Origin of the sequence: Photorhabdus kleinii, assembly GCF_025384885.1 — a bacterium.
In the GTDB taxonomy this organism is placed as follows: Bacteria; Pseudomonadota; Gammaproteobacteria; order Enterobacterales; family Enterobacteriaceae; genus Photorhabdus; species Photorhabdus kayaii.
Genome location: NZ_JAJAFY010000004.1, coordinates 1 through 25,285, shown reverse-complemented (window position 1 = coordinate 25,285; position 25,285 = coordinate 1). Strand labels below are relative to the sequence as shown.

Sequence of the window (25,285 nt, the reverse complement as noted above, 5' to 3'; positions counted from 1 at the left end):
GTTAATAAACCCTGTCATCCCAGAAGCTATAAGAACCAGTTGAGCAGGCCAGATTGTTCCACGTGATATTTTTATAAGTGAAACAGATAATTTCTTGTGGTACGCCGGCATTATTATCTCTGGAATGCGGAAAATGGCATTTTATGCTGGAGATAAAGGCGTGGCCTAGCCTGATGGAATAGTTTTTTTCTAATCCTCCGGTGAGTGATGTTCGATAATTCTCAAACAGACATTCCAGCTCTTCATTTTCATCGAAGCTTCGCGTCAGTAAAGGCGAAGATTTATCGACAGGTTTTATTACCATAACCGGATGATGGGATACGTGTTGTTCCCTCGTCATTAAATGTTGAAGAGAGTAAATAAAAATCTCATTCTCATGGCCGTGCTGGTAATTATTTCCTATAGAGTTTAAGGAACCGCAGCCAGCGGAGATCAGCCCCTGTTTTTTGCCTTTCAATGTTAGATAAATGATATTTGCCATACTGGTTGCTCCCCTTAATGTGCTTTTTTTATCCTGCTGTAGGGCGTGTGTAAAAAGCAATCAAAAATTTATAAATTTAAGATAATTTACATTTGTAAGAGGAATAAATTAATAAAACCGAAACACTTAGAAATGTGGTATCAAAGTATTAAGAGGGACTTAAAGATCTGGACTATCAAGATGGCATGTTTGTGATGATCGCATAGCGTGAGTTGATATAGTGTGAGTTGACATTCAGGTAGCACTCAGTAGTCACTACCTGAATATTTGAAATCATTCTAAACGCACACGACTAATCTGATAAAAAACCGCCACACCCAGTATCCTAGCAAAGCAAATGTAATGACATTAAGAGAAAGGGATTTGAATCTTTTCTTCACGGTTGCATAAATTAAGGGTGACATAATCAGTAAACATGTTGGAGCAAATACATCACGATTATCATCTATCAGCTCTCTGTAAACAGTACAGAGATTATCTATATCCTGACCACCGATATAATACGCTTCTTCTAAGTATGACATCATATATATAAATAATATACAAAAGATAGCATAAGTGATATTTAAAACTATGGCTGATTTGCTCATTCTGAAATTCTCACGATTAAATGCGTTGTCTTGGTTTTAATCCTGCAAATAATAAAACAGGTGTTTTTTCTTGGTGAGCAGATTTTGTTATTAATTTCTTGTTGTATCGTACATGAGGTATCCCATGTGCCCATAAATAATGTTGACCATTTACGTCATGTAGATTGTTGGATAACCATTTATAACGTATGAAATCGGTGGCACCAAAACCTGGGGACCTGAATTTATCTGCCGTATAGTGAAGGCTTTGCATATGTTGTGTTTCCTTTTCTTAAATAAATTTATATCGGCACTCCGGTTGCCATCATTTATCCTTCAAAAAGTTCCAGTGAGTTACAGAGTCTCAGTATATTCAGAATTTTAATTCTTGGAAGAGATTTCGTAATAAAAATGAGTCAGTTTAGCACGAATTAATAGCAGGAGGTTGGCTTCACAAGCCGAATGAAAATGCCGGTCTTGGTATAATTAGCATGGATATTTATTTTTAGTGAATATTTTTTTCTCGCCAATGACTAGGTGAGCAGCCAACTAATCGATTAAAGAAACGGGCAAAATAAGCTGGATCTTTAAATCCAAGCTGATAAGCCACTTCAAATACTGGGCAATCACTGAATAATAATAGCCGTTTGGCTTCACGTAGTTGACGGTCAAAGATGAGTCGTTTTGGTGGACGGTTAGTGAATCGACGGCACATATCTTTTAACCGAGATTCTGTAATATCTAACTTATGGGCATATTCCGGTACGGAAAGATGATGATGATAATGATTATCTATTAATTGGTTAAAGCGCTGAAATAATTTAATTTCTCCTCGCACGCCATTAATCGGGTGATCATCAAGAGGAATATTGCGTAATAACAGGGTAAATATAGCTTGTGCCAGGAATGTCAACGATTGCTCTCGACCAATAAAGTTATTAGATGATTCGCGGGCGATTAACGCCCAATAGTGATTAAAAGCGGCTAGCTCTTCAGGTTTATCCGCGACGGATAAGCAAATAGCCGGAATATCAAGAATATCTTTATTAGCCGGATAGAGTGATTCCAATAACGGTAATATCAGATCTTGCCGTACGGTAAGGACATATCCGTCACTGTCATCTTGAGTGAAAAAAGCGTGGGGAACGGAGGGAGGTGTCAGGATAAACAGCGGGGCCTGTACAGAATAGTGTTGAGCATCCAACTGTAATTCAATATGTCCGGTGATCAAAAAATGAAGTTGGAAGAAACCATCGTGACGATGAGCTTGCATATTACGACCGAAAAATGCCGCCATCCGGCCAAAGGTCTGATAATGCACATCATCAGTGCCTTGGGTTTCATCATAATCCTTGCTGATATCAATGTTGGCAATGATAGGTTCAGCCATGATGGTTTTTCCTTTTTATTGAAAATTACGGTGCTGCTCTTTGTCTCGCGTGTTTCATTGGGATCAGCCAGATAATGGCTGCGCCAATGACCAGTAACCCAGCAACGAAATAGAGACCGGTATTAAAGCTCCCTGTCTGATCTTTCAGCCAGCCGATTAATAACGGGCTGAGTGCTGAACCTATGTTACCTGTAGCGCTAATAACTGCAATGCCGATCGCTCTTGCGCGTAAACTGATAGCTTGATCCGGAGTTGTCCAGAAGACCGCCATTGCGGTAAATGAACCGGCTGAAGCCATAATAATCCCAGTGAGCTGAATGACACTGTGGTGAGTCAATGAGGTCAATATCCAGCCCGCAGCGGCGAATAGATAGGGTAGCGCCGTATGCATTTTACGTTCTTGTAACCGGTCTGAACGGCGACTCCAGTAAACCATCCCGATGATGGTACAAAACTGAGGAATAGCGGTCAGAATGCCGATCATGATGTTACTGCTGCCCTGATTGAAGCTTTGTACAATCTGTGGCGTCCAGATATTAATCGCGCTCAGGGTATTGGTTAGACAGAAGTAGGCCAGGGTATACATCAGCATGATTGGCGCGAAAATTTCACGCCATATACTGGGTTTTTGCATTGCCTGATGCGTTGATGAGCTTACCGGTTGAACCTGAGTGGGCTGGTCGTTATCCATCATCTCTTGTAAGCATTTTTTGTCTTCATCTGTCAGCCATTTAGCGCGTTTTGGCGAATCATCAAGATAGAACCAAACGACAATTCCCAGTAGTACCGAAGGAAAACCTTCCAGCAAGAATAACCATTGCCAGCCGTGAAGGTTCAGAAGGCCATCCATTTCCAGAATATAACCGGAAGCCAGAGAACCAAACGCCATCGTCACCGGCATGGCCACCATAAACAGCGCATTGGCACGGGCGCGATAGTAAGCCGGGAACCAGTAAGTCAGATACAACAGGATACCCGGCACGAAACCTGCTTCGGCGATACCAACCAGCATACGCAAGATATACAGACTGGTTGGTCCGGTGGCAAACATGGTGGCAGTGGAGGCGATCCCCCAGAGCACCATGATCGTGGCTATCCAGCGTCGCGCCCCGACAATGCTGAGCATGATATTGCTAGGAATACCGAAGATGACATAAGTGACATAGAATAGTGTTGCTGCCAGACCAAACATCGTTGCGCTCAGTCCAAGATCTTTACCCATTGTCAGGCCGGCAAACCCAATATTAATTCGATCCAGAAACGAGAATACAAATAAGACGAACAGGAAAATAATCAGACGACGGAATAGCTTATTAATGACGGATTGCTGTTGTGCCGTTAGCGGTTTATGTTGACCAACCGGAAGCTCCGGCTGTTGCACGGCAGTTGATGAATCGCTCATTATCATTTTCCTTAATTACTGTTTTATGTGTATTACGTTGTTTAGGAAATTAAAAGCTTATTGAGTAAATCGGTTGTTAAATTGTGATTGCTGAGATTAATAAACACCGGGTGAAGGTGCTGCCGGCAGATCTTTATTCGCGATAAATCGTGCTGCCAGTGCTTCCGCTGTCCGAGCCAGTAAAGTTGTATCAATACCAACAGCAACGAATAGAGCGCCGAGTTTCAGGTAATGCTCGGCAACATTGGGTGCTGACATCAGAATGCCCGGCGCTTTACCCGCTGCTTTGATTTGGGCGATTGCCTGCTCAATTGCGGCTTTCACTTCAGGATGTTGCGGATTATTGGTAAAGCCCATGTCGGAACTTAGATCCGCCGGACCGATAAAAACACCATCCACACCGTCTACTTTGAGGATTTCCGGCAGGTTACGGAGTGCTTCACGGGTTTCTACCTGAACCAGAACGCAGATTTCATCGTTGGCACGATGCAGATAATCAGGAATTCTGTTCCAGTGGGAAGCTCTTGCCAGAGCGCTACCCACACCACGGATACCCGCCGGTGGATAACGGGTTGCGCGAACCGCTTCGTAAGCCTGCTCGGCGTTTTGTATCATGGGGATTAATAACGTTTGGGCGCCGATATCCAGTAGTTGTTTTATGATGACCAGATCATTCCAGGGCGGGCGCACAATGGGATGACTTGGATAAGGGGCGATGGCTTGCAATTGGCTTAAAATCGTCTGAACATCGTTCGGTGCATGTTCGCCATCAATAAGTAGCCAGTCGAAACCGGCTCCGGCCACTAATTCAGCACTATAGGGGTTACAAAGCCCCAACCATAGACCGATTTGTGGGCGGCCTGTTTTTAACGCCTGTTTAAATTTATTGGTTAACCGATCCATATTTTTCCTCCTTAAACAAAACGGCAACTGATAGCGCCGATGGGGCCATAATCCACATGGAAGGTATCCCCTTTATTGGCTGGAACCGGGCGGGTAAAAGAGCCGCTGAGAATGATTTGCCCCGCTTCAAGCTGAACACCATGTGGGGCCAGTTTGTTTGCTAACCATGCGACACCATTAGCCGGATGATTAAGTACCGCAGCCGCGACACCGGATTCTTCAATCACACCATTGCGATAGAGCAGGGCGCTGATCCAGCGCAGATCAAACTGATCGGGTTTAATTGGGCGGCCGCCCATAATGACGCCGCCGTTGGCGGCATTGTCAGAAATCGTATCGAACACTTTACGTGGACGCTTGGTTTCCGGATCGATGTTATGGCAACGGGCGTCGATCAATTCCAACGCTGGAATGATGTAATCGGTCGCATTGTAAACATCAAACAGGGTGCAGTTTGGGCCACGCAAAGGTTTTGCCAGGATAAATGCCAGTTCGACCTCAATACGGGGCACAATAAAGCGATCACATGGAATATCACTGCCATCAGGGAAAAACATATCGTCCAGCAGAGCGCCATAATCTGGCTCACTGATTTGTGAACTGGCTTGCATGGCCTTTGAGGTCAGGCCAATTTTATGGCCTTTGAGTACGCGACCTTCGGCAATTTTCAACTCCACCCAGTGACGCTGAATAGCATAAGCATCGTCGATGGTGATTTCAGGGTAATCCAATGAGATCTGGCGTATTTGTTCACGGCTTTTTTCTGCCTGATGCAGACGATGTGCAACCTGTGATACGACTTCTTTCTGTAACATGCGGTTAAACTCCTGTGTCCTCTATGCCACCAAAGCAGAGGTATTTCACTTCCAGATAATCTTCGATACCGTAACGAGAACCTTCACGTCCCAGGCCCGATTGTTTAATGCCGCCAAATGGGGCGGCTTCATTAGAGATCAAACCTTCATTGATCCCGACCATGCCGCTCTCCAGTGCTTCTGCCACACGGTAGATCCGGCCGATATCGCGGGAATAAAAATAAGCCGCCAGCCCAAATTCAGTCTCATTTGCCAGATGGATGGCTTCTGCTTCATCACGGAATTTGAACAGGGGAGCAATAGGGCCGAACGTTTCTTCTTGGGAGATAAGCATGGATTTATTGACATCAGCTAATACGGTAGGTTCGAAGAACAGACCGCCAAGAGCGTGTGGTTTACCTCCGGCTAATATGCGTGCGCCACGAGAAACGGCATCGTTGATATGTTCCTCGACTTTATCGACGGCGGCTTGATTGATCAGTGGGCCTTGTTGTGATTTGGCATCGTTGGCCGGGCCAACCTGCAACCGATTAACGGCTTGTGCCAGACGTTCGGCGAAGGTGTCATAAATGGTTTCCTGCACCAAAATTCGATTAGCGCAAACACAGGTTTGACCGCTGTTGCGGAATTTAGCTATCAACGCTCCTTGTACCGCGGCATCAATATCAGCATCATCAAAAACGATAAATGGTGCATTGCCGCCCAATTCCAGTGATAGCTTTTTCACGGTGTCGGCACTTTGTGCCATCAAGAGCTTACCGACACGGGTTGAACCAGTAAAAGAGAGTTTGCGAACAATCGGGCTTTGGGTCATAACCCCGCCGATGGTTTTCGCATCGATGCCAGTCACCACATTGAATACCCCTGCGGGAATGCCGGCTTGTTCCGCTAGCGCGGCCAGAGCCAGAGCGGAAAGTGGGGTTTCCGAGGCGGGTTTTAGGATCACCGTGCAGCCCGCTGCCAGAGCAGGGCCAACCTTGCGGGTGATCATGGCGTTGGGGAAGTTCCACGGTGTAATGGCTGCCACAACGCCAATAGGTTGTTTGATCGTGGCAATCCGGCGACCGGGCAATGGGCTTGGAATGGTTTCACCGTAGGTACGTTTACCTTCTTCCGCGAACCATTCGATGAAACTGGCGCCATAAGCGATCTCGCCCATAGCTTCTGTCTGTGGCTTCCCTTGCTCCCGGCTCAACAATTCAGCCAGTGTCTGTTGATTTGCCAGCATTAACTGAAACCAATGTTGCAGGATCTGGCTGCGTTGTTTGGCTGTCATGGCTCTCCAGGCAGGCAGGGCTTGCTGAGCGGCTGCAATTGCGCGTTCTGTTTCAGCGGCGCCCATATTACTGACGTGGGCAATAACTTCACCGTTTGCCGGGTTAGTCACCTTAAAAGTTGCTTGGTTGTCGGCATCAGTCCACTGTCCGTTGATATAAGCTTGTTGACGCAGTAATTCTGTATTTACATTATTTGTCATGATTTTTTTCTCCTGAAGACACTTGTGTGAGAGGTTTTCGCTGGTAGAAAGTGGCTAGCTGTTGGCATAACCAACACAATCCAGCACAAACTGTCATTACAAGGGCCATCGCAAAAGGGGTTTCATCTTGGAGTAAAGAGACGGCAACACTGGCGAGTGCGGCCATAGCGAATTGCGCGGAAATAGCGAGTGCGCTGGCGCTGCCGGCAAGTTGACCGCGATGTTGAAGTAATAAAGAGAGGCTGTTAGTACCAATGGCATTAACCAGCGAGATAAACAGTACGACCAAAATGACGATTACAGTCAGACTTTGTTGATAAAAGATAACCAGTAAGATGCCAAACAGCAGTTGAGCACTGGTTTGAATGAATAACAGACGAGAAAGATCGTAGACTTTTAGTAAACGAACATTGAGCAGCACCATTGCCATCATGCCTAGCGCATTACAGGCGAACAGTAAGCCGTAGTAATTTGCCGGAACCTGAAAATAATTGATATAAACGAAAGGGGAACCACTGATAAATGCGAACATAGCGGCACAAGTAAAGGCTAATGTGCCGATAGTTGCCATCGCTTCACCGTCAGTCAGTAACTTGCCGTAATTTTTAAAAGCGGTGATAAGTTTTCCATTGTTACTCTGAGCGGGTAGCGTTTCTGGCAAGAAAAATAGTAATAATATCCCACTGATACAACCAAATAGGCTCAATAGCGTAAATATGGCTTGCCAATTGAAATAGGTTAACAATAAACCACCAAGTAATGGGGCGATAAGCGGCGCTATCATGGTCACTAAGGTCATGAGTGATAGCACGCGTGGTAATTCCTGCGGACCATAGATATCACGGGCGATAGCTCGGCCCATGACCACTGCGGCGCCACTGCCAAATGCCTGTAATGAGCGCAGTAAAATCAAGTGTTCAACTTGTGTCACCAAGGTACACAACGCACTGGCAACGACAAATAATGTTATACCGCTGAGCAGCAGTTTTCTGCGCCCTAAATGGTCGCTCAGTGGGCCGTATAACAGCATACCGATACAGAAACCGGCGAAAAATGAGCCTAAGGTATGTTGCATCTGCCCTTGTGTTGCCTGTAATTGCCTTGCCATTTCCGGCAAGGCGGGCAGGTACATATCAATCGACAGAGGCCCGAAGGCCACCAGCGCGCCTAATAAAGGGATTAACCAGCGAGGAGGATGCGGATGAAAGGGCTTCGGCATCACTACTCCTTACGAAACAAGGCGTGGACGTTGTTTTGTTTGTAGTTCAATACCGGGTCTAATTCTTCCATTGTAAAAGAGAGGGCAAGGTAACGTTGTGCCATCAGCGAGGCAAAATGTTGTTTGATCAGAGTGAATAGTATTTCACCAACCTGTTGACGGCTTTCAAGGCTGCGTCCTGCGCCGATTTTCAGTGTCATATGGACGAAGGCGTAATCATGTTGACCATCGGCCATTTGCCAGGTATCCAGCCAGATGGCGCGGCTGCGTATGCCGCCTAATGGGAAAATACTGGTCTCGGCCAGCGCCTGATTCACTTTGGCAAACAACTCAGGCAAATTGGCTTGTTCGCGGATGTTTTCCGTACATTCAGCATAAAAATGTGGCATATAAGTTGCTCCTAATCAGGGGATCGCGGGTTTATCGGTGATGTAATCAGGTAGTGGAAATACGGCGTTGACTTGCCCGGTGCCGGAACTAGCAAACAGTTCAGTCAGAAATTCCACCTTACCGTCATATTTATCCCAACCGAGTAGACCTAATAACATCACCGTGTCGTGCATATTGCCTTCGCCATAACAATAATCTGCATATTCCGGCAGCATCTTGCAGAACTCTTTGAATTTGCCCTCTTTCCAGAGCTGAACTACCCGATGATCCATCTGTTCATCAAATTCTCGGGTATAGCTATTCATGCCCTCTTCAGCGCGTTGATCATCAATAAAGCGGTGAGAAAGGGAACCACTGGCGAGTACCGCCACGGTGCCGTCATATTTCTCAATCGCTGTCAGAATTGCCTCTCCAAGACGACGGCTATCTTCAAAAGCATGGACCGTGCAGAATGCGGAGACCGAGATAACTTTAAAATGTCGGTCACTGTTCATGTAACGCATTGGTACCAGCGTGCCGTACTCCAGTTTCAGGCTTGGGATTTCATGCGCCTGAGCGCGTACGCCGACATTGCGTGCCTCTTCTGCGATCATTTGTCCCAATTCAGGGTTACCGTCATATTCATAACTCATATCCCGGATGAAGTGGGGTAATTCATTACTGGTGTAAATGCCGGAGAAATGGTCGGCGCAATTGATGTGATAGGCACTATTCACCAACCAGTGCGTATCAAACACAATAATGGTATCGACACCTATTTCGCGACAACGGCGACTGATCTCTTTGTGACCATCAATCGCTCCCTGACGGCAACCATGATGCTTCCCCGGTAGTTCAGACAGATACATGGATGGCACATGTGTAATTTTGGCTGCTAACGCTAACTTACCCATAAAATCCTCATTTGATATCAGGACGGCGAACCGGAATTCGCCGTGGTTAACGCTGACGGAACGGTTATACCCCCCAACGTGGGATTGGATGATCCCCCATAGAGATACAGACGTTTTTCATCTCAGCAAACACTTCAAAACTGTATTCACCGCCTTCACGGCCGGTGCCGGAGGCTTTCACGCCGCCGAATGGTTGACGCAGGTCACGGACGTTCTGGGTATTGACGAATACCATGCCGGCTTCAATATTACGGGCCAGACGCAATACCTTGCTGACATCCTGCGTCCAGATATAAGAAGCCAGACCGTACTCCACATCATTTGCCAGGCGCAGACCTTCTGCTTCATCCTTGAATGGCAACAGGCAGGCGACAGGGCCGAAGATCTCCTCCTGAGCAACCCGCATACGATTATCAACATCCGCCAGCACCGTTGGGCGCAGGAAGTGGCCCTCTTTCAGGTGTGTCGGCAAATCGATGGGCTTGTCTGGTCCACCAGCCAGCAACGTTGCACCTTCCTCTATTCCCAGACGGATGTAACCGGAGACTTTCTCCCAATGCGGCTTGCTGATAAGTGCACCGATCTGGGTGGTTGGATCTTGTGGATCACCCACCCGCAAACGATTAGCGCGTTCCGCAAAACGCTTAATAAACTCAGGGTAGATACTTTCCTGAATGAAAATGCGTGAACCGGCGGTACAACGTTCACCATTGATAGAGAAAATGGTGAACAGCGCGGCATCCAGTGCCCGCTCAATATCCGCATCTTCGAAGATCAGAACCGGAGATTTACCCCCTAGCTCCATTGAATATTTTTTCAGGCCGGCATTTTTCATAATCTGACGACCGGTTACTGTGCCGCCGGTAAACGAAACTGCCCGTACATCGTGATGTTTCACCAGCGCGTCACCAGCGGTAGCGCCATATCCCTGAACCACATTTAGCACACCGGCAGGGATACCGGCTTCTAGTGCCAATTCCCCTAAACGGTTTGCGGTTAATGGGGAAAGTTCTGACATTTTCAGCACTGCGGTGTTACCTAGCGCCAGACAGGGTGCAACTTTCCAGGTTGCAGTCATAAATGGCACGTTCCACGGAGAAATCAGCGCACAAACGCCAACGGGTTGCACCAGCGTATAATTGAGCATCTTGTCATCAACGGGATAGGTATGGCCGTTCATTTGCTGACAAATTTCAGCAAAGAAGTTGAAGTTGTGAGAAGCGCGAGGGATCAGGACATTTTGTGTTTGATGAATGGGCAGACCGGTATCTTTGGTTTCCATTGCGGCGATTTCAGGCACATTCTCATCGATCAGCTCACCCAAACGACGCATCAGGCGAGCACGTTCTTTCATCGGCAGATCGGCCCATTTGGGGAATGCTGCCTTTGCGGCGGCGACGGCTTGATCAATCTCTTCCTGACCACCGGCAGCGACTTCAGCCAGCACTTCGCCGGTAGCCGGGTTTGTGGTTTCAAAATAGGTTTTACTGCTGACGTTTTTGCCGTTGATCCAATGGTTAATTACGGTCATTACAGACTCTCCTCATACTCTTGCTGGCTGACAATACGGTTGACCAGACGCCCTACACCTTCAACTTCAACAATAATTTCATCTCCCGGAACCACATCGGATAATCCTTTTGGCGTGCCGGTAGCGATCATGTCTCCCGGTTGCAGCGTCATGAAGTCGCTTAGATAAGCGATCAAGAATGGGATATTGAAAATCAGATCAGCCGTTGTGCCGCGTTGACGCAATTCACCATTAACCCAGGTGCTTAATGTCAGATTATGCGGATCGGGTACATCTTCTTTATCAACGAACCACGGACCGATGGGAGTCAATGTATCGCGGCTTTTTACCCGGAGATTAGGGCGATAGTAGTTTTCCAGATAGTCACGGATTGCGTAATCGTTACAGACGGTGTACCCGGCAACGTAATCCATCGCTTGTTCTTTAGCGACTTTGTAGGCGGTTTTGCCGATGACAACAACCAGCTCGGCTTCATAATGCATATATTCCACATTATCAGGGCGAACGGAAACCTGACGATGACCGGTTAGCGTATTGGCGGCCTTGATAAAAACCAGCGGTTCTTTGGGGGGCTTAAATTCCAGCTCAGTGGCGTGATCTGCATAATTCAAACCGAGGGCAAACAGGGTACCGTTTGCGGGTGGCAGCCATTGAACGGATTCGCCGGTGATTTTGCTGCCATCAGGCAGACAGACATTTTCCTGTTCATCGACGGTAACAAGCAAATCGCGGCCTTGATAGTGAACTCTTGCGTGTTTCATGCTTTTTCTCCCACTTGCACAACCTGATTTTCCAGTGATGGGAAACCCGCTGCCCGAATAACAACTTTGTCGCCCGGTTTGATAGCCACGCGTTGGTGTGGCGTTCCAAGCAGGATCACATCCCCCTCTTTGAGGGTGGCGAAATCACTCAATGCTGCAACTAATTCCGTGGCTGAACGCACCAGATCGGCTGTTGACCAGCGCTCGACTTCCTGACCATTGATTTCGGTAATGATATCTAACGCATCAATGGATTCGGGATTGGTCATTTGGCCTATAGGGCAAAAACCATCACGACACTTAGCTTTTATTGCCGGACGATAGAACGCGGTTTCAGGCAGGCTGACTTCATTAGCTAATGCATAACCCGCGATATATTCGGCTGCATTTTCAACGGCAACTTTGCGAGCAGTTTTACCTATCACTAATGCCAATGTCGCTCCGCTTTGGACCTCTTCATTCGCAGGATGGGGAATTGTCTCACCGCAAGTGATAACGGTATTGCGTGGTTTAATGAACCACACCGGTGTTTTAGGTAAGGTGTTATAAGGTGCTTGCTGAAATGAATCATGCCAGAAATCTACCTGGCTCTGGTGGTTGAGGGCGACGGCGAAGACAGTGCCTTTCATTAACGATTCCTCATGAACTTAAACAGGCGGTTTTAAGATGCGTTTATTAATATATTAATAAACCAAGGATCGCGTTGTTGCAACATGTTAATGTGTTTGTTAATTTTAATTGTGATCTCAGTAACAATATCTCCACTAAATTTGTTTTTTATCATTATTAATCAATATATTAATCTTTTTTTGGATAAAAGCATTACTCTAACATTAACTTTTTATTAACTTTATTTTTGCGGTTTATTTTTGTTTACTTATTAATATTTTTATGATTTTTTCTTTGTGGTTGACTGAGGGACGTGCTAGTCTTTTTTATTGTGGTTATAGAATGAGATAGTACTTTCAACAGAGAGTAAATCAGTGATTAACTAAGATAAGAGCCTTCATTACCCATGCATGAATCTCTGACAATTGCATTACTTCAGGCGCGAGAAACCGCAATGGGTTTTTTTCGTCCAATCCTTAAGAGTCATAATCTGACTGAACAGCAGTGGCGTATTATTCGTGTACTGTCTGGTAATCGGTCAATTGATTTTTATGATTTGTCTTGCCAGACCTGTATTCTTCGTCCAAGTCTGACTGGGATATTGACTCGCATGGAGCGTGACGGATTGATCTTTCGTCTTAAACCGATGAATGACCAACGCAAACTTTATGTTTCTTTAACGCCGGATGGCCAGAAACTTTATGAAAAGGCGAAAGAGCAGGTAGAACAAGGATATCAGGCGATTGAAAAAGCCTTTTCGCCGGAAAAATTGGTTCAGCTCTCAGCTTTGTTGGAAGAATTAATTGCTGTGGGCAATAACTCACTGATAAATACGGAAAAGGATATCAAGTAAATAGAATCTTTATTGAAAATGATGGTAATAAATAATAGTGAAATTGCTGAGCAGAATCAGCAATTATTAGTTTTAGCTATTGAATAATTAGCGTTAATATTTCCTGTGGGTAGATAATAAATTGCCCGCGAAATAGTGTACCTGTTGGGTAATGATGGGTGAGAGTTTCCCGCAACACTAATGTTATTTCATTATTTTCTAGGGATAGGGCAGTAATTTCAGCCGCTTCAAAGCCAAAGAACCGTTTTACTTGTGGATAGAGTGCTTTATACAAACTCTCTTTTACCGAAAAGGCAAGGGTAAATGCTTGTTCAAGTGGTAAATGACAATGTTTCAGAAGTTGAATTTCCTTGTCATTCACAATCATTTTTGTGATTTCATCTATATTTTGACGATCGACGATAGCTTCTACATCGACACCAATTAATCGGTTATGAATTTGCGGTGCAGCCAGCACAATTGCACAATGAGATGAATGAGAAACAGAACCGCAAATACCTTCCGGCCAGATTGGAGCGCGATCATTACCAGAGATCAAATTAAATTCAGGTTGCCCTAATTGTGCTAAAAGTTGTCTGGCGCAATAACGTGCTGCCAGATATTCAGCTCGTCGTTTCTTGACGGCTTTAGCTAATGTGTCAGGGAAGGGGAGATTTAATTGATTGAACAATTCATCGTGATAATGTGAAAGTTCAAAGCGAGCTTGCCAGAAATGTACTTGGGGGTGTTTAACAACCGTTCCATACTCGATTTGAGTGATAAATCCACGGCCATCTTTTGGCAGCGGTGCTTGATTGGTGTGTATAACTGTTTGTTCCATGTTTATTATCCAGATAATGAGATATCTTACAGTTTATACTTAATATCATTCATATTGAATGGTAAAATATGCTGTGGCATTAGCTTTTCCACCTGTTATTTTCTCATCGGTTTGGTAATAGCGGGCAGTGAAAGGTAATTTATAGGTGACGTTTGTTGCTGCATAGCCGAAAACTAGCGGATTTTCCAGAGAAACAGGTGTTGTTCCCATATATAAGATTTGTATACCAACTCCTTTAGCTGTATTTTTACTATTAGGGTTATTTAATTGAATTATACTATCTGGGGCATAATTTATTTTTTCTCCTGAAAAAGTAATTTTGGGTTTAACACTTTCTGTACATTTAATTTCGATATTAAAACCCGCATTACCCGCAGTAGAGCCGATACCTTTAAATAAATAACTCTTCACACGACCAAAATCGACCATTGGCCTTGGGGTTGTTGTCGAGCAAGTTTGAATTTTTATCGTATAGTTATTTTTAGTTTTTATTCTTATTAATTCTGTACCTGCAAGTGTCTGTAACATAGCAATCTTTCTTGGCCTGAGTACTTTACCGGATGGCAATATTCCTTCTTGGTAAAGATAAACACTGATTTTCCCTATATCTTTTAATGTCATTCCATCTTTATATTTATAAATGTAATTACTGCCGTTTGTTGTGGGTAATTTCATGTTTTCCTCTTCTCCAGAGGCAATAAGATAGAAATAGAGATTATCTATTCCTGTGGTTATCATACCTGTGCCATGAGGTGTATTTCCAGCTTTAGATGGATATACATCTCCCGTAAAAATAAGCGGTTCTCCTGTTGGATCACAATCATGGGGATTAAGAAGCGGCGTATTTTCATTAATATTCATGAGTTGGGCGAGTTGCAATGGTCTAAACTCGCCAACAAGAATGCTTTTTTTCTCATTTATATTGGGATTAATGTTAATACTATTAAGCTCAATATCTAAGCTAATCTGTTTTGCATTTAATAAGCAGCGTGCGTATGTGTTTATAATACTGAGTAATATTAATGTAAATATTGTGATTATCATTAAGTAGCGTTTCATATATATTCCAGTTGAGATTTATTCTTAATTGCCGATAATTCAATGAAGCCAGAATAATGCTATTATCTTTCTGATATAATTTACTGGTGAAATTAATAGAGCAGATTTATTTCTCGTATAAATCTGCTTTTAATTATTTGTTAACACGACTGCGGAGAGTTTCGCTTTTTATATGTTAGCATAATGTTAATATGCTAATATCAATAGAGGGAGTTGTAAAGCTATTTGTATTCAATTGTGAAGTGTATTGTTGCATTAGCTTTTCCACCGGTTACTTTATCATCTATTTGGTAATAGTGGGCAGTAAGCGGTAAATAATAAAGATCTTTTTGACCTCTCCATTCAGTTATAGTAAGAGGTGTATCCATATAAACAGGATTATTTTCATGTAACAATTGAACACCAATACCTTTGGCGGTTTTTCCCTCGCTGTATTGATGTAGTTTAACAATGCTATTTAGACTTGGGCTCACTACTTCTCCTGTGAACTTAATAGTGGGGATATTTTTATCTTTGCATTGAATGAGAATATAAAAGCTATTACGGCCAGCAGTAGAGCCTTTCCCTTTAAATGAAGAAGTATTCATCCTTCCAAGTTTTATTTCTTTATAGGGTGTGGATGTCATACAGCTTTGACTGCCAATTATATTGTCCTTGTTATATTTGATATTTATTAACTTTTTACCATCACTTGTTGATAAAGAAGATATCAACCCTCTTTTTAGTATGGAGCCTGATTTGATATCACTCGTTTGAATAAGATAGATTGTTATTTTACCGATATCTCTTAACGTTATTTTTCTATGGATGCCATCATGAGAGCTACCCTTCCCATCTCCATCATAAGATACGGAAAAATATAAATTATCTACACTGGTTTTTATCCTACCACTCTCTTTAGAGAATCCTATTCTCCCTGATGTTGTTTCGAAAGATATATTTTCATTATTATCACAGCTAGCAATGGGGGAATCGGCTTTAATTCCTATTTTGTTAGCCAGCTCCATAGGACCGTATTCAGCGATGGTAATAGGTCTTCGGATATTATAGTCTGCATTGATAATTTCATTTATATCAACATTTAAATCAATCGCTTTAAAATCTCTGTGTAATTTACATGAGGCAATTGATTTTGTAACGTTGAGTAGTATTAGTAATAATGTTGCTAATGTAATTAATTTATTTTTCATGCTTTCCCTGGGTAAATACTATTTTAATTACTGACAACGCAATGAAGTCAAAATAATACCATTAATTTTTTGATATAATTTACTATCGAATTGAATATGACAGCTTTGTTTATCGCCTAAATCGGCTGTTAATTTTGTTGTGTCACTTACACCACTGAGGAAAACTTCTCCCTTTTCATTCACCATACCATTGACACCATTTGGGCCAGTAATTACTGTGCCGAATGGGAGTTTCTTACCGTTATGTTGTAAAGTTAAAAATACTCGATGACCGACACGAATAGAATAATCCGCCAATACCAATGCCCCCTTGGTTGGAATGACCTTAGTGGTTGGATTATCAGTATCTACGTCATCACCGAGTGTATTGGTATCAAGAGATAACATATTTTCCCGATACTGCGATATATAAGGCACAATGGTATATCCCCGCCAATCTGTACTTATAGAGCTATTATTCAGTACTTTGGCATTGGTTGCGCCAGGGGCACGAATTAAGGCACTGGCGCCGCTTTCGCAAATATTTTGCGCCAGGGTAACGCCATAGGGATGGGCAATAATTGCGCCTTCTAATCCATAATTAACCCGCTGATTTTTTCTATGATCAGTGGTATAGCCTACATTAATTGAACCATATGAACCTCTGTAATATAGACTGGCGGCATTACCTGATTGTTTTTCTTTCTCTGATTTTTCGTAGCTGTAATCCTGAGAAATCATATAGTTCAGATTTTGTTGTTCCAGTAAAGAGCCGGATAATGTCATTGAATGCTGGCTGCTACCGTTGGTGTTATAAGCGGTATCATAATCTACCGATGCGCTGTGATTATCTGATGGCAGCCATTTATCCAGAGGAATACTGATATTGAATGAAAACACTTGATCATTATTAATACTTGAGCGATTACGATGGTAATTATAGCTCAATGACAAAGAGATATCATGAATATTAGAATTATAGGACATAGAATATGACTGATTCTTACGGGTTTTATCTTGCCAGTAATCTTGCTGCCAAGCCGATAATGAAAGACTGCCATATTGTCCTAAGCTTTGACCCATCGTTATTTGCATCCGGTTTTTAGGCGAGCTATTTCTGTTATTATCAGCAAATGGGTGGTTATTATTGGCATCGCTAAAGCTATAATAACCATTGGTATTGTAGCGATAACCTGCTAATGTCACTGTTGTATTGGTTTCAGTAAAACCTTTACTGTAGCGTATCTGATAAGATTGTCCTCTTTTCTTTTCTCCATTTGGAAAATGAGTTGCTGCATTGGTGACATCGATTGACACCGCCCCAATTTTTCCCAGATTATGCCCTAAACCTAATGCATGACTTTGATAGTCAGAAGAAACAATGACTCCACCATAAATGGTGGTGCTATCCCATAACCCGTAAATCGCTTCTGTCTGAATAAATCTTTTTTTACTGGCCTGTTTGCCACCACTGAATTTACCGATATTAGCAAAATATTTTATTTGACCGGTACGGATCATCAATGGTGAGGCAGCAAAGGGCTGAGTAAATTTTCTGACATTGCCATTTTCTTCATGAATGGATATTTCCAGATCACCATTCAGGTTACTGGGGTAAATATCGGTAATTTCAAAAGCGCCTGGTGGAACAAAAGTCTGATAAATAATATTATCTTTCTGGTGCACTTCTACTCTTGCGTGAGTCATCGCAATACCGCGGACAACAGGCGCAAACCCTTGCTGGCTATCGGGCAACATTTGGCTATCAGACATCAATTTAATGCCATTAAAAGTGAAACTATCGAATACCATGCTATCGGTGGATGTTTCACCCAATACCAGCCGAGATCTCAATGAGCGAATATCCCGTTCAGCATAGGCTTTAAGCGATTGCCATTCAGATGTTGTACCCGTATGGTTGTAGTAACTATTATGACGAATTCGCCACGGACCTAAATTAAAACCACTACGTAAATTCAGATATTGATTCTGTTCACTTTGATTTTTATTCCAGGATTGCATTCCTGTCAGATGGTAATTGGTGAAAAACATAGGCAGACCATCATCCCATTGATCAGGAGAGATATCTCCCCTGATTTGTGATTGCATGGCGGCCTGAGGAAAATTTAGGTTCAAAGTAAGCTGACTTAAATCCAGTTCTGCTGATGCATGTTGGATATATTTTTCTGGTTGAGAAATGATTTCTTGTTCAGCAAGTGATGCTAATTCAGGGAAGCTTGTTATTTTTACCCCGATTTCTTTCAGTAAACGGATAGATAATTCAGGACAAAGTTTCTCACCACAGTCAATAAAGGATAGGCTTTTAATGCCAATATCCTTTTTATTGACGATAACGTTAACTTTATAGACACCAGGAATGTAGGAGTCAGTTTTTGCCAGACTCTCCAGATTAATATTTTCTCTGTCTTCGTCTGATAATTGTAATGCATTGATATCGAAATACAGCTCCGCATATGCTGGCAACGATAAACAACAAATCATTAAAGCAAAACTGATTATTCTTTTCACAATACACTCATCAGACAATATTATCAGAAATTAAACTGGCGCTCTTCTGTTGTGCCACCGTAATCATTGATAGCAGTCAGAATTACGCTTTTTATGCCATTTTTGGTTGCAAATACTTTATGACTAAAAGGAGGAATAAATCCGGGTCTGGGTATTAATGTTCCGTCAATTTTCATCTCATTAAGATTAACGTAATAAGCTGTGGGGTTAGTTAATTGAACACCATTGGCATTACGTGATGCTGCCAAACGATTAATGGCATCATTAGCATCGTTATCAGATAGCCCTGATGGACGATAAATCAGTTTGATAATGTTTTTTATCGTGATGATCATCTTGCTATTGTCATTTTTTTCAACTGCCGGAATCGCATTGACATTGAGTAAAAATATCGATTCACGATCCGCTGGCAGATGATTGCCGATATATGAAACACGGATTTGGTGCTCGCTCTCTTTCGACATCTTAAACAATGGCGGGGTAATAACGAACGGTACTTTATTTTGGCTATTATCGATATTATCTACCCATGATTGTACAAGGTAAGGTCTTTCTATATCCGAGTTGGTGATAGAAATCGAGGCTTCTTTTTGTGAGCCATTATAGATCAGGCGAGTTCCACCTAAAGTAATCCCTGCTTGTACTTGTCCCATAAAAAAGACAAGCAAAAAGGGAGTAATAAAGCGAAGCATTTTTACTCCTTTAGTTATAAATAATATTTTGTTAAGTTAGCTTTAATAAAGTATTTAGCTTATTTTATGGGTATATAAGTGTGAAGTTTACGTCTGAATTAATAGTACCATGACCTATTGTAGCATGGGTTGATTGTAATTTTGCTATAAGAGGGATGCTGGTATTTCCTCCTGTGATTTTATAACCAGATACTTTTTCGTTGGCATTTATTTTAGTTGTATTATCATCTTTAGTGAGCTGAATACCGACGCCGGAAACGTTTGAAGAGTACAAATTACGATCATCGGAGTTTGGAGTACCGAAAAATTGGATATCTATATCTGAACCGGGGCAATTGGTTAAATCAATTTTAAATAACTGAGAAGCTACTATGGTTCCCGTTGCGTTCTTAAATCTTTCTTTTGGTATTTTGCCAAAATTAACTTCTTGAATTCCTTTACTACCGCTGCTAATAGTACAGCCGTTCGCAAGGATAGTACCTCGGAATTTAATTGTTCCATCATAAGATAACGCACTGAAACTACTGAAAACTGCTGATACCGTCACTAAAGAAGCCAAAATAAAATTCTTTTTCATTTAAAAACGCCTTACCTTAATAAATATGTTTTTTAGTCTTGTCTATCCAATAAAAATATATATCTGACCATTAGGATAGTTTAATGGTTGATAATATCATTGAAGTCATTTTTATCATGGTATAGAATGCAATCGCATTTTTAACCATTTTTTACATATATTTTTAGTTTATCATAAATTAGTCATTGTTTCTCACCATGTTATAGTCTGTGTATTTATATTGTTGATAATAAATTTATGATATTGATTTTTGATATAGAAAAGAATGGTTTTTTCTCTGAGATATCATCTATTCTTGTAAGCTTATTCGTGTTGTTAGTAATAATTCTTATTTTTATTAAGATGTTTAAAACCCTACGACACGATAAGCCCCGTGTTAATATACCCGTTATCTTTCAAGTTGCCTCTTTGTTGGCTGTACTCACTCACCCCGGTCACATAGTTATCTATGCTCCCAAGGATTCGCTCCCTTGCCGTCGCGATGCATCTTGAAATCCATAGGGTATAACAAAATTCTTTTAATGTATTGCTAATAACGTAGTGAAAAGTGCTTATAGGCAAGGTACATAGTACATCATATGGATAGATTCATCTTCACTATTTTTATTGAAATGGAGATTCAATAGCGATATTAATAAAAGTAGTCTATAGCTACTCAACGCACTAGTATCTTACTCAAAGAAAGTGAATATTCTGATTGGGCAAACCGTAATATGTAATGCCATCGCATTAATGATATTAATACGATCGGATAAACTGCCATCTTAACCACAGTTAAGATAACGAAAATTTCTTCTTATTTTTCTTAGAACCTTAAGTTGATTTCCAATTCAGAATTTCGTCTTTGCTTTAGTTTTATTCTCACTCGATGGAAAGTAGTATTAACTAAAATATGATCTTTTTCAACAATTTAAACAAAAAAATAGTATTTTTTTTGAAATTAATTAAAATTTCTTTCTATTTCATTGTGTTATAAAATTAAATTAATCGATTGATTGAGTTAATTTAATCAAGAAATAATAATGATGTTTATTTAATGTCTTATTTTTCATCATGATATAAATTAGACAAATTGATTCATTTTTGTCTTATTATTAATTCGGATATTCTATTGCTATCGATGTGGCTGTATATTTCATCGTCAAAATCATTAATCACAGTTTTAGTCATGGAAGAAATTAATTGAGCTGGAACTGCGGCGTTAACAGATGTCATCTATGTGGTGTATACATATACATTTAGCGTTTCTGTTTGGTGGAGTGACATCGAAACAGTTAACAAGTTACTGCGCATTCGCATGAGTAAGTGTAAATAACTTTACCTACAGCTTGTAATTTTTTGTTTAACGCGGCGGCTAAATGGCATATTCCACCATCACTGACAATGATCAGATCGGTACTGTTGAGAAGTGATAAAAAAGAGTGTAATGATTGGCATTCTACTATTTGAGTTTGGTCTCTTATCATTGCAGATAATTTCTCAGCATTTGATCTGTCATGTCGAAGAGTGGAGATAATAAATCTCACATTTGGAAAATAATTTCTAAACATTTTTGGGTCCCTAAACGCCATAAAAATAGATTATTCAGTTTCATGGGGGTGGGTTTTGCTGAAATGGCGATATCAAAATGTAATTTACGCCATTTCAATGCGGTTCCCAGAGTCGTAATATATTTATTTCCTCTGGGAATAATATGTATACCCGTTATCTTTCAAGTTGCCTCTTTGTTGGCTGCACTCACTCACCCCGGTCACATAGTTATCTATGCTCCCGGGGATTCACTCCCTTGCCGTCGCGATGCATCTTGAAATCCATTGGGTATATTGTAACTTCAGGGCAAAGATAATCAGCTAATTCCTTATTGTTAGATTCGATAAATAGATGGATCTCTGCTATGGGAAATTTATATTGTAAATATTTGATTAATGGTTGAGTGCAAATTAAATCACCAAGGCCATTACGGTGTAAAATTGCAATTTTCATTTGTTGTTAACTAACATATGGGCAAATAGTGCTAATAATATTGTAACTTTCGATACCATGAAGTGGTCATGGTAACTTTTGTATCCGTAAATTGCATATCGTAATTAATACGGAACTCCCTGAAATCGCTTACATCGAGCTTATCATAATTGGGGAACAAGCTTAGCTACTGTTGGAGGGTAATGTTCTGTTGCCCTGGTAAAAGCATGATATGAGGCAGGTGTTCTACCTAACATGCAACAGTTTCAGGTGGGGATATAAAAAAGGTCATTCCGTCTCATCTGTTATCTGAATGCTGTGTGCTGTACCAAGATCTGCAAAACATAAACATTAATGTCACTAAGCAACGAATTGATAAAGGGTTTCAAGATCTGATGTTATAGAATATCATCAAAATCAGATCTGAAATTGACCAATTTAGCCGTAACTTATTTAACCAATTTAAACGTGGATCTATCATGACAAATAGAAATGTTATCTGGTTAGTAAGGCCTGTAGGCTATCAGGCCATTTTGAAACGTTGCCCTAGCTGTGAAGTAAAAAAGGAGTTTTATCCAGCCGGCACTTTTAGGGTTAATGCGCAAAAAAAAGTTTTAGATGTGTGGAACATCTATAAATGTGAAAAATGTGATTACACTTGGAATATTGATATTTTTTCCAGGATTCATGTAAACAAATTGGAAAGCAATTTGTATGAACGGTTTTTGCACAATGATCAAGATGAAATACGGCGATATGCTTTTGATTATCGAGTATTGGCAAAAAATAGAGCCGAACTCGGCGCTGCTCCTGACTTTATCATAGAAGGTAAAGAGCTTCAGGATATCACCCAAATTCCAGCGGCAGAGATCACAATTCAGCTTGAATATCCCATTCCTATCAGATTGATCTCAATCTTGACCAAAAAGCTTTCATTGTCACGTAGTCGAGTGGCTAGGCTCGTTAATCAAGGCACTATTCAGGGGGTAACTGAAACGGAATTAAATAAAAAGTTAAAGCGAGATATCACTCTTAGTATTAACGTTAACAATTTATTGCAAGAATATGATAGTTATTGCGTCTAAATGACGCCAGATTTTCTGGAGATGACATATACCCTATGGATTTCAAGATGCATTGCGACGGCAAGGGAGTGAATCCCCGGGAGCATAGATAACGATGTGACCGGGGTGAGTGAGTGCAGCTAACAAAGAGGCAACTTGAAAGATAACGGGTATAGCAGTAAGAATGGATGAATGAAATGAATATGATAAAGAAATGGTGGGTGCTCACTGCTGTTTCAGTCGCGTTATCGCTGGTTGCTATCGATATGACAGTGTTATATACCGCGTTACCGAGTCTGACCCACAGTTTGGGGGCGAATACAACGGAAAAGTTATGGATAGTGAATATCTATCCTCTTGTCGTCTCTGGGCTGTTGCTAGGCGCGGGTACCTTGGGAGATCGCATTGGGCATAAACGGTTGTTTGTTTATGGTCTCATCATCTTTGGCTTCTCATCCTTGATAGCGGCCTACTCTTATTCGCCAGAAATGTTGGTTGTTTTTCGGGCATTATTAGGGGTTGGCGCGGCAATAATGATGCCTGCCACATTGTCGATTATCGCTTTGACATTTGAAGATGAAGATGAGAAATCATTTGCCATTGGGATTTGGACAGCGGTTGCCTCTGGCGGCGCGGCAATAGGTCCCCTGATTGGCGGCTTATTGCTTGAATATTTTTGGTGGGGATCAGTGTTTCTGATCAACGTTCCTCTGGTGATTGTGACATTAATTCTGTCGTGGTTGTTTGTCCCAACGGCGAGAACAGATTCGTCTCATCCGTGGGATCTTATTGGCTCATTGCAGATCATGGTTGTCTTGATAAGTTTCGCCTATGCCATCAAGGAGTTTGCCAAACAAGATCCCTCCTATATCGGGATATTGGTCACTTTCACCTTGACGATAGGTTTTCTGGCGCTGTTTATTCGACGGCAGAAACGTAGTGTGCATCCATTGATTGACTTTAACCTTTTTAAAAGCCCAGCCTTTTCATCTGCGGTTATCTCTGGGCTAGTGGCTTCCGCCTGTTTGATGGGTATTAATTTGGTGTTAAGCCAGCGTTTGCAATTGGTATTGTCATTAACACCTTTGCAAGCCGGGCTCTATTTTCTGCCTTTTTCATTGGGTGCGATTGTCGCAAGTCCTGTGAGTGGTTGGATTCTTCCTCGTTTAGGCAGTGAACGATTCCTCATTACCTCTTTGCTGGTGTATGCCTTTGCCATACTGGCTCTCATGGCGAGTTTCTCAATGTCTCTACCTGTGCAGGTAGTTTGCTTTTTTGTGCTGGGGACATGTATCGGGGCAACAATGACTGCGGCGTCCAGTACTATCATGCAGGCTGTACCGCCAAATCGGGCAGGTATGGCGGCGTCCGTTGAAGAGGTTTCCTATGAATTGGGCGGTGGGTTGGGCATTGCTATCATGGGTAGTATTATGTCAGTCATCTATAGCTATTTTATTGAAATTCCAGTAAATTCTCCCATCTACGATGCGGCTAAAGATGGTATTGATGGCGCGTTGACTGCGGCTAAAGGAATGGCGCCGGATGCGGGGCAGGCTTTGGTAAGTCTTGCTAAGTCAGCGTTCGACGATGCTGTTTTTTCTGTGATGGGCGCTGCGTCCCTGCTTCTCCTGATAATAGCGGTGTTGGTATGGTTCAATTTTCGTCGCTCCTCACTGAGTGATACATCTCATGCTGCGATTCATCGTCAGTGAAATCGGTGAGCAGGATTGATTGTACCAGTCGTTTCTTAATAGGAAGCTAATGGTTGAATAAGGGAACCGCTTTTTTGCTGGTTCCCTTCCTCATTTAGCTTCATGGGCACGCTTGGGTTTTGCCTTGATATTCAACCCGGTGACCTTTTTTTATTCACTCCAGACATTGATAGCGATTAATTAGCTGTTTTATGTGATATTTATCACATTTTTTCATGTTCATATGACAAATATCGTGATCTTGTGGTCATAATATTTAGAGAGTGAAATTCTCTGTTACTTGTCTCCACTCCATCCTACTCAGCTGGACGCGGTCTATTGTTCTCGCTAACGCCACGTATTAAATGATGGCTATTTTGCGCTGTCATTTTTTTACCGCGGAACAGACCGCCGCTATTTAAAAGAGCC

The 25,285-nt window shown here is 42.0% G+C and carries 24 protein-coding genes; 3 read left to right on the top strand and 21 right to left on the bottom strand.

The window, feature by feature from the left end:
- Window position 1: 1 nt before the first annotated feature.
- From LG003_RS04025 to LG003_RS03960, 14 genes are all read right to left on the bottom strand, one after another.
- Window positions 2-481, bottom strand: a complete 480-nt coding sequence (locus LG003_RS04025) for an Hcp family type VI secretion system effector (protein ID WP_262980213.1) — start codon at window positions 479-481, stop codon at window positions 2-4.
- Window positions 482-759: 278 nt separating this feature from the next.
- Window positions 760-1,071, bottom strand: coding sequence for a YjeO family protein (locus tag LG003_RS04020; protein WP_112879431.1), 312 nt, complete (start codon window positions 1,069-1,071; stop codon window positions 760-762).
- A 16-nt stretch (window positions 1,072-1,087) separates the two neighbouring features.
- Window positions 1,088-1,324: a hypothetical protein gene (locus tag LG003_RS04015; protein WP_112879430.1), complete on the bottom strand. Its 237-nt coding sequence runs from the start codon at window positions 1,322-1,324 to the stop codon at window positions 1,088-1,090.
- 231 nt (window positions 1,325-1,555) lie between these two features.
- Window positions 1,556-2,440, bottom strand: a complete 885-nt coding sequence (gene hpaA / locus LG003_RS04010; RefSeq protein ID WP_112879429.1) for a 4-hydroxyphenylacetate catabolism regulatory protein HpaA — start codon at window positions 2,438-2,440, stop codon at window positions 1,556-1,558.
- A gap of 25 nt (window positions 2,441-2,465) precedes the next feature.
- A complete protein-coding gene (gene hpaX, locus LG003_RS04005) occupies window positions 2,466-3,842 on the bottom strand; it encodes a 4-hydroxyphenylacetate permease (RefSeq protein ID WP_112879428.1) in 1,377 nt (458 codons plus the stop codon).
- Between the two features lie 96 nt (window positions 3,843-3,938).
- Entirely contained in the window at window positions 3,939-4,745 is an 807-nt protein-coding gene (gene hpaI / locus LG003_RS04000; RefSeq protein WP_262980212.1) for a 4-hydroxy-2-oxoheptanedioate aldolase, read from the bottom strand.
- Window positions 4,746-4,756: 11 nt separating this feature from the next.
- Window positions 4,757-5,560, bottom strand: coding sequence for a 2-oxo-hept-4-ene-1,7-dioate hydratase (gene hpaH, locus LG003_RS03995; RefSeq protein ID WP_214054350.1), 804 nt, complete (start codon window positions 5,558-5,560; stop codon window positions 4,757-4,759).
- A gap of 4 nt (window positions 5,561-5,564) precedes the next feature.
- Window positions 5,565-7,037: an NAD-dependent succinate-semialdehyde dehydrogenase gene (locus tag LG003_RS03990; protein WP_262980211.1), complete on the bottom strand. Its 1,473-nt coding sequence runs from the start codon at window positions 7,035-7,037 to the stop codon at window positions 5,565-5,567.
- On the bottom strand, window positions 7,027-8,256 hold the full coding sequence (locus LG003_RS03985; protein WP_192881055.1) for a Bcr/CflA family multidrug efflux MFS transporter: 1,230 nt from the start codon (window positions 8,254-8,256) through the stop codon (window positions 7,027-7,029). The genes LG003_RS03990 and LG003_RS03985 overlap by 11 nt, the downstream gene beginning before the upstream one ends.
- 2 nt (window positions 8,257-8,258) lie before the next feature.
- On the bottom strand, window positions 8,259-8,645 hold the full coding sequence (locus LG003_RS03980) for a 5-carboxymethyl-2-hydroxymuconate Delta-isomerase (protein WP_112879425.1): 387 nt from the start codon (window positions 8,643-8,645) through the stop codon (window positions 8,259-8,261).
- Window positions 8,646-8,660: 15 nt separating this feature from the next.
- Window positions 8,661-9,539, bottom strand: coding sequence for a 3,4-dihydroxyphenylacetate 2,3-dioxygenase (gene hpaD / locus LG003_RS03975; protein WP_112879424.1), 879 nt, complete (start codon window positions 9,537-9,539; stop codon window positions 8,661-8,663).
- 64 nt (window positions 9,540-9,603) lie between these two features.
- Complete coding sequence (hpaE, locus tag LG003_RS03970; RefSeq protein ID WP_262980210.1) at window positions 9,604-11,070, bottom strand: 5-carboxymethyl-2-hydroxymuconate semialdehyde dehydrogenase; 1,467 nt, start codon at window positions 11,068-11,070, stop codon at window positions 9,604-9,606.
- A complete protein-coding gene (locus LG003_RS03965) occupies window positions 11,070-11,831 on the bottom strand; it encodes a fumarylacetoacetate hydrolase family protein (RefSeq protein WP_262980209.1) in 762 nt (253 codons plus the stop codon). The genes hpaE and LG003_RS03965 overlap by 1 nt, the downstream gene beginning before the upstream one ends.
- Window positions 11,828-12,460: a fumarylacetoacetate hydrolase family protein gene (locus LG003_RS03960; RefSeq protein WP_262980208.1), complete on the bottom strand. Its 633-nt coding sequence runs from the start codon at window positions 12,458-12,460 to the stop codon at window positions 11,828-11,830. Before LG003_RS03960 ends, LG003_RS03965 begins: the two co-directional genes overlap by 4 nt.
- A gap of 386 nt (window positions 12,461-12,846) precedes the next feature.
- Between LG003_RS03960 and hpaR the strand changes: the two genes are divergently transcribed.
- Window positions 12,847-13,293 carry a homoprotocatechuate degradation operon regulator HpaR gene (gene hpaR / locus LG003_RS03955; protein WP_262980207.1) on the top strand — a complete coding sequence of 149 codons (447 nt, stop codon included), beginning with the start codon at window positions 12,847-12,849 and terminating at the stop codon, window positions 13,291-13,293.
- A gap of 76 nt (window positions 13,294-13,369) precedes the next feature.
- Here the strand turns inward: hpaR and LG003_RS03950 are convergent, their stop codons facing one another.
- The 7 genes from LG003_RS03950 to LG003_RS23340 all read right to left on the bottom strand — a co-directional run bounded on the left by LG003_RS03950 (window position 13,370) and on the right by LG003_RS23340 (window position 21,689).
- Complete coding sequence (locus LG003_RS03950) at window positions 13,370-14,113, bottom strand: 4'-phosphopantetheinyl transferase family protein (RefSeq protein WP_262980206.1); 744 nt, start codon at window positions 14,111-14,113, stop codon at window positions 13,370-13,372.
- A 45-nt stretch (window positions 14,114-14,158) separates the two neighbouring features.
- Window positions 14,159-15,172: a fimbrial protein gene (locus LG003_RS03945; RefSeq protein ID WP_262980205.1), complete on the bottom strand. Its 1,014-nt coding sequence runs from the start codon at window positions 15,170-15,172 to the stop codon at window positions 14,159-14,161.
- 221 nt (window positions 15,173-15,393) lie between these two features.
- Window positions 15,394-16,362 (bottom strand): fimbrial protein, encoded by a 969-nt coding sequence (locus tag LG003_RS03940; protein WP_262980204.1) that lies wholly within the window; start codon window positions 16,360-16,362, stop codon window positions 15,394-15,396.
- A gap of 27 nt (window positions 16,363-16,389) precedes the next feature.
- A complete protein-coding gene (locus LG003_RS03935; RefSeq protein ID WP_262980203.1) occupies window positions 16,390-18,870 on the bottom strand; it encodes a fimbria/pilus outer membrane usher protein in 2,481 nt (826 codons plus the stop codon).
- A gap of 23 nt (window positions 18,871-18,893) precedes the next feature.
- Entirely contained in the window at window positions 18,894-19,562 is a 669-nt protein-coding gene (locus LG003_RS03930; RefSeq protein ID WP_262980202.1) for a fimbrial biogenesis chaperone, read from the bottom strand.
- A gap of 64 nt (window positions 19,563-19,626) precedes the next feature.
- Window positions 19,627-20,139 carry a fimbrial protein gene (locus tag LG003_RS03925; RefSeq protein WP_112879414.1) on the bottom strand — a complete coding sequence of 171 codons (513 nt, stop codon included), beginning with the start codon at window positions 20,137-20,139 and terminating at the stop codon, window positions 19,627-19,629.
- Between the two features lie 1,274 nt (window positions 20,140-21,413).
- On the bottom strand, window positions 21,414-21,689 hold the full coding sequence (locus LG003_RS23340) for a glycosyltransferase family 9 protein (protein WP_158537802.1): 276 nt from the start codon (window positions 21,687-21,689) through the stop codon (window positions 21,414-21,416).
- Window positions 21,690-22,580: 891 nt separating this feature from the next.
- Here LG003_RS23340 and LG003_RS03920 point away from each other — a divergent pair.
- Both LG003_RS03920 and LG003_RS03915 read left to right on the top strand, forming a co-directional pair.
- Complete coding sequence (locus tag LG003_RS03920) at window positions 22,581-23,186, top strand: DUF1062 domain-containing protein (RefSeq protein ID WP_112879410.1); 606 nt, start codon at window positions 22,581-22,583, stop codon at window positions 23,184-23,186.
- Between the two features lie 176 nt (window positions 23,187-23,362).
- Entirely contained in the window at window positions 23,363-24,877 is a 1,515-nt protein-coding gene (locus LG003_RS03915) for an MFS transporter (RefSeq protein WP_112879409.1), read from the top strand.
- Window positions 24,878-25,285 lie beyond the last annotated feature (408 nt).